We start from the raw sequence: 1,495 nt of genomic DNA, 5'->3' as shown, positions 1-1,495 counted from the left end.
TGGGGTGTATCAAAGATCTTGGACAACCTCTTGAGGCGAGAGGATCGAGATCATGGCAGCGAGTTCGAGGCGGAAGTTCAGTCCGCAGTTCAAGACCGAGGCGGTGCAGCTGGTCCTGCAGAGTGACCGCTCGATTGCCGAGGTGGCCGGGGAGTTGGCGATCAACCCGGGCACCCTGGGCAACTGGGTTCAGAAGCACCGGCAGGCCAATCCGGAGCCGGACACGTCGATGAGTCCGGCCGACCACGGCAGGCTGGCCGAGCTCGAGGAGCAGAACCGCAAGCTGAAGATGGAAAATGAGTTCCTAAAAAAAGCCGCGGCCTTCTTCGCCCGGGAGCAGGACTGAACGAGAAGTCAGTCCTGATCGAGGCGGAGAAGGCGAACTTTCCGATCGACTGGATGTGCGCCCAGCTCGGCGTGGCCCGCTCGTCGTTCTACGCGTGGCGCGCCCGCGCCGGGCAGGTTACAGCCACCCAGGCGCGCCGCGAAGCGCTGAAGATGGAGGTCGAGCGCGTTTTCCATAAGCAGCGCGGCACTGCCGGGTGCCGGCGCATCGCTGCCATTCTCAATGACGAGGGGCACCCGGCCTCGGTGGGGCTCGTGGCCGACCTGATGCGCGAGCTCGGCCTGGCGGCGATCCAGCGCAAGGCCTACAAACGCACCACCGTCCCGGACGAGAAAGCCCAAGTCTTCGCCGACAAGCTGGGCCGCGACTTCGCCCCGAGCAGTCACCGCCCCGGCACCGCACTGGTCGGCGACATCACCTACCTACGCACCGGCCAGGGGTGGCTGTACCTGGCCACCGTGATCGACCTGGCCACGCGCAAGGTGATCGGGTGGCAGACCGCTGAGCACATGCGCGCCAGCCTGGTCGTCGACGCCCTGGAAATGGCCCGTACGCAGGGCCAAGCCGCCGAAGGGGCAATATTTCACTCCGACCACGGGTCTCAGTACACCTCCGACGAATTCGTCACCTACTGCACCCAGCACGGGTTCGTGCAGTCGATGGGCCGCACCGGGGTGTGCTGGGACAACGCCGCGGCGGAGACGTTCTTCGCCACCCTGAAAAACGAGATGTACCACCAGCAGGTGTTCCATACCCGCGCCCGAGCACGGTTCGCCGTCGCCGAGTACATCGAGGTGTTCTACAACCGTCAAAGACCGCACTCCAGCCTGGGCTACCGCACCCCGGCCCAGGCATGGGCCGACGCCCACAATCCCGCCGCCGAGGACCTAACCGAGGCGGCCTGACACACCCGAAATCACCGAGGACCTGTCCACAATCCTTGACACAGCCCAACTCCTCGGGCCCGCCGGGGTGGTCTGCTCGGGGTGAGGCGGCGCACTCGGCGCCGCTTCTTCCTATTTGAGGAGGCTGATGTGGCCGAGTACAAGGCCATCATGACGTTGGCGCTGGCCGGGCATAGCTACAGCGAAATCGTCGCCGCCGTCGGGTGCTCGCGCAGGGAGATCGCGGCGGTGAAGAAGACGATCA

General features: G+C 65.4%; 1 protein-coding gene. It reads left to right on the top strand.

Annotation, left to right across the window (positions count from 1 at the left end; translation table 11 throughout):
* Positions 1-52 precede the first annotated feature (52 nt).
* A protein-coding gene (locus tag HMPREF3086_RS11400; protein WP_141764068.1) for an IS3 family transposase occupies positions 53-1,251 on the top strand; the annotation gives its coding sequence in 2 pieces (ribosomal slippage) (positions 53-308 and positions 308-1,251; 1,200 coding nt in all).
* Positions 1,252-1,495 lie beyond the last annotated feature (244 nt).

The organism is Dietzia sp. HMSC21D01, from assembly GCF_001815995.1.
In the GTDB taxonomy this organism is placed as follows: Bacteria; Actinomycetota; Actinomycetes; order Mycobacteriales; family Mycobacteriaceae; genus Dietzia; species Dietzia cinnamea.
This window is presented reverse-complemented; position numbering and strand designations above follow the sequence as displayed.